This window comes from Kitasatospora sp. NPDC001175, assembly GCF_053598215.1.
Genome location: NZ_JBSFJU010000163.1, coordinates 1 through 4709 on the forward strand (window position 1 = coordinate 1; position 4709 = coordinate 4709).

Below are 4709 nucleotides of genomic sequence, written 5' to 3' on the forward strand. Positions count from 1 at the left end.
CAGCTGCACGTCCGTGGCGTGAAGGTGGACTGGCAGGCCGTGTTCGCGGGCACCGGCGCCCAGCGCGTCGACCTGCCCACCTACGCCTTCCAGCGCGAGGCGTACTGGATCGACCGCACCACGCCGATGGTCACCGACGCCCGCGCGATCGGTCTCGGCTCGGCCGACCACCCGCTGCTGGGCGCCGCCGTCGCCCTCGCCGACGGTGACGGCTTCTTCTTCTCCGGCCGGCTCTCCCTGCAGACCCACCCCTGGCTCGCCGACCACGCCGTCGCCGGCACCGTGCTGCTCCCGGGCACCGCCTTCGTCGAACTGGCCGTCCGGGCGGGCGACCACGTCGGCTGCGACCGGCTGGCGGAGCTGACTCTCGAGGCGCCGCTGGTGCTGCCCGAACACGGCGGCGTACAGGTGCAGTTGTGGGTCGGACGGCCCGAGACCTCGGGTGCTCGTCAGCTGACCGTCTACTCCCGCCCGGAGGACGCCGACGACGCGGAGCCGTGGACCCGGCACGCCGACGGTCTGCTCTCCTCCTCGCGCGGCGCCGTCCGCAGCGGACACACCACCGACTTCGACCCCGCCCTCTGGCCGCCGGCCGACGCCCGGCCGGTCGAGCTGTCCGGCTTCTACGAGGGCCTGGCAGCCGCCGACTTCGGCTACGGTCCCACCTTCCGGGGTCTCGGCGCGGCCTGGCTGCGCGGTGACGAGATCTTCGCCGAGGTCGCACTGCCCGAGGAGGCGGCGGCCACCGCGCCCGCCTTCGGCCTGCACCCGGCGCTGCTCGACGCGGCCCTGCACGCCACCGCGCTGGGCGGTTCGACCGGCGAGAGCCAGGGACGTCTCCCGTTCTCCTGGAGCGGTGTCGCGCTGCACGCCGTCGGCGCCGCCACACTGCGGGTGCGCATCGTGCCCGCCGGCCCGGAGTCCGTCTCGCTGACCGCGTTCGACGCCTCGGGCGCGCCGGTCTGCGCGGTGGAGAACCTGATGCTCCGCCCGGTGGCCGCCGACCAGCTCCAGAACACCGGCAACCGGGCGGCCGCGCCCAAGGACTCGCTGTTCGGTGTGGAGTGGACGGCCGTTCCGCTGGCCGAATCCGCCGACAGCGCCGCCGAGCGGCACACCGTGGTGGGCGTCGACCGGCTCGGGCTGGCCGTCGCAATGCTCGTCGCGGGCCACGCCGTCGACACGCCGCAGGACCTGGGCGCCCTGGCGGCGCGCCTCGACACCGACGGCCAGGCCCCCGCCAGCGTGTTCCTCCCGCTCGGCTTCGGCGGCGGTGCCGAACAGTCGGCCGCCGACGTCCGGGCCGCCGTGCGCAAGGCGCTCGACCTCGTACAGGTCTCGCTGGGCCAGGAGGCATTCGACGGTTCCCGCCTGGTGGTGGTCACGCGTGGTGCGGTGGCGACCGGTGGCGAGGAGACGGTGTCGGATCTGGCATCGGCCGCTGTGTGGGGTCTGCTGCGTTCGGCGCAGTCGGAGAACCCGGGCCGGATCGTGCTGGTCGACCTGGACGAGGACCCGGCCTCGCTCGGCCTGCTGTCGGGTGCCGTCGAGAGCGGTGAGCCGCAGCTGGCGCTGCGTGCGGGTGCGGCCTTCGCGCCGCGTCTGGCGCGGGTCCCGGCGGTTGCCGAGGCCGAGCCGCTGGTGCTGGACCCGGAGGGTACGGTGCTGGTGACGGGTGCGACGGGCACCCTGGGTGCGCTGTTCGCCCGGCATCTGGTGACCGAGTACGGTGCGCGCAGGTTGCTGCTGGTCTCGCGGCGCGGGGCTCAGGCCGAGGGCGCCGAAGAACTCGCGGACTCCCTGCGGGAGTTGGGTGCGGAGCCGGTCTTCGCCGCCTGCGATGTCGCGGACCGTGACGCGCTGGCCGCCCTGCTCGCCGAACACCGCCTGACCGCCGTGGTGCACACCGCCGGTGTCCTGGACGACGGCGTGATCTCCTCCCTCACCCCCGAGCGCATCGACACCGTGCTGCGCCCGAAGGTGGACGCGGCCTGGAACCTGCACGAACTGACGCAGGATCAGGATCTCGCCGCGTTCGTGCTGTTCTCCTCGGCCGCCGGTCTGTTCGGTGCGGCCGGCCAGGGCAACTACGCCGCCGCGAACAGCTTCCTGGACGCCCTCGCCCAGCAGCGCCGTACGGCTGGTCTCCCGGCGACCTCGCTCGCCTGGGGCCTGTGGGCCGGCGGTATGGCCGGCACCCTCGACGAGGCCGATGTGCAGCGGATGGCGCGCGGTGGCGTGGCCCCGCTCACCGCCGAACTCGGCCTCGCCCTGTTCGACGCGGCCCTCGTGCAGGACGCGGCCGTCGCCGTACCGATCCGCCTGGACCAGGCCGGACTGCGCGTCCAGGCCAGGACCGGCCAACTGCCCGCCATCCTCGCCGGACTGGTCCGCACCCCGAACCGCCGTGCGGCCGAGGCCGGAACCTCCGCGGAGGGCGCCTCACTGCTGGCCCGCTTGCTCGGCCTGACCGAGGACGACCAGCAGCGCGCGCTGCTGGAGCTGGTCCGCACCCAGGTCGCCCTCGTCCTCGGTCACGCCGGCCCGCACTCGGTCGAGCCGGGGAAGGCGTTCCGGGAGATCGGCTTCGACTCGCTGACCTCGGTCGAGCTGCGCAACCGCCTGAACGCCGCGACCGGCGTCCGGCTCCCGGCCACCGTGGTCTTCGACTACCCGACCCCCACCGCGCTCGCCGACTACCTGCTCACCGAGGCGCTGGGGCTGCGCGAGGCGGCCACCGAGGCGGCGCCGGTCCTGGCGAGCCGCGCCGACGACCCGATCGCGATCGTCGGTATGGCCTGCCGATACCCGGGCGGGGTGCGCTCGCCCGAGGACCTCTGGCGCATGATCAGCTCCGGTGCGGACGGCATCTCACCCTTCCCCACCGACCGTGGCTGGGACGTCGAGAACCTCTACCACCCGGACCCCGACCACCCCGGCACCTCCTACACCGCCGAGGGCGGGTTCCTGCACAACGCCAGTGAGTTCGACCCGGCCTTCTTCGGCATCTCGCCGCGTGAGGCGCTGGCGATGGACCCGCAGCAGCGGCTGCTGCTGGAGACCTCGTGGGAGGCGTTCGAGCGGGCGGGCATCGACCCGGAGACCGTCCGGGGCAGCCGGACCGGTGTCTTCGCCGGTGTGATGTACCACGACTACATCTCCCGCCTCCCCGCCATCCCGCCGGGCGTCGAGGGCTACCTCGGCACCGGCAGCGCCGGAAGCATCGCGTCCGGCCGAGTGTCCTACGTCCTGGGTCTGGAGGGCCCGGCCGTAACCGTGGACACCGCGTGCTCGTCCTCGCTGGTCGCGCTGCACTGGGCGATCCAGGCCCTGCGCGCGGGTGAGTGCTCGCTGGCGCTGGCCGGCGGTGTCACCGTGATGTCCACGCCGGACACCTTCGTGGACTTCAGCCGCCAGCGCGGACTGGCCGCCGACGGCCGCTGCAAGTCCTTCTCCGACGACGCCGACGGCACCGGCTGGGCCGAGGGCGCGGGCATGCTGCTGGTCGAGCGGCTCTCCGACGCCCGGCGCAACGGGCACCCGGTGCTCGGCATCGTGCGCGGCTCCGCGATCAACCAGGACGGTGCCAGCAACGGTCTGACCGCGCCCAACGGCCCGTCCCAGCAGCGGGTGATCCGCCAGGCGCTGGCCTCCGCCGGACTGAGGGGCGACGACGTCGACCTGGTCGAGGCGCACGGCACCGGTACGACGCTGGGCGACCCGATCGAGGCGCAGGCGCTGCTGGCCACCTACGGTCAGGAGCACTCGGACGACCGTCCGCTGTGGCTCGGCTCGGTGAAGTCCAACCTCGGCCACACCCAGGCCGCCGCCGGCGTCGCCGGGATCATCAAAGTGATCATGGCGATGCGGCACGGCGTGCTGCCGCAGACCCTGCACGTCGGCCAGCCGTCCACCCATGTGGACTGGACGGCGGGTGCGGTGGAACTGCTGACGGAGACCCGGCCGTGGCCGGAGACCGGCCGTCCGCGCCGCGCGGGCGTGTCCTCCTTCGGTATCAGCGGTACCAACGCGCACACCATCATCGAGCAGCCGCCGGCGTTCGACGCCGTAGCGTCCGAGCCATTGTCCGCGCCGCTGCCGCTGGTGCTGTCGGGCCGGACGCCCGAGGCGCTGCGGGACCAGGCCGGGCGTCTGCTGGAGCACCTGGAGGAGCGGGCCGAGCTGTCGCTGGTCGATGTCGGTTTCTCGCTGGCGACCACGCGTTCGGTGTTCGAGCACCGGGCTGTGCTGGTGGGTTCGGGGCAGGACGAGCTCTGTGCGGGTCTGGAGGCGTTGTCGCGGGGTGAGTCTGCGGCGCGGTCGGTGGTCGGCGTGGCCGGTACGGCCGGTCGGGTGGCGTTCCTGTTCGCGGGGCAGGGGAGCCAGCGGGCCGGTATGGGCCGGGAGCTGTACGAGGCGTTCCCGGTCTTTGCCGAGGCTTTCGATGCGGTGTGTGCGGAGCTGGACGGGCATCTGGAGCGTCCGCTGCGTGAGGTGGTGTTCGGCGGCGAGGAGTTGGATCAGACCGGGTACACCCAGCCGGCGCTGTTCGCGATCGAGGTGGCGCTGTTCCGGCTGGTGGAGTCGTGGGGTGTGCGGCCGGACTTCCTGGCCGGGCACTCGATCGGCGAGCTGGCCGCCGCGCATGTGGCGGGTGTGCTCTCGCTCACGGATGCGGCCAAGCTGGTGGCGGCTCGCGGCCGCCTGAT

The 4709-nt window shown here is 73.5% G+C and carries 1 protein-coding gene; it reads left to right on the forward strand.

The window, feature by feature from the left end; all coding sequences use genetic code 11:
- On the forward strand, nucleotides 1-4709 hold a 4709-nt coding region (locus ACWDAK_RS40615), incomplete at both ends, for a type I polyketide synthase (RefSeq protein ID WP_427396292.1).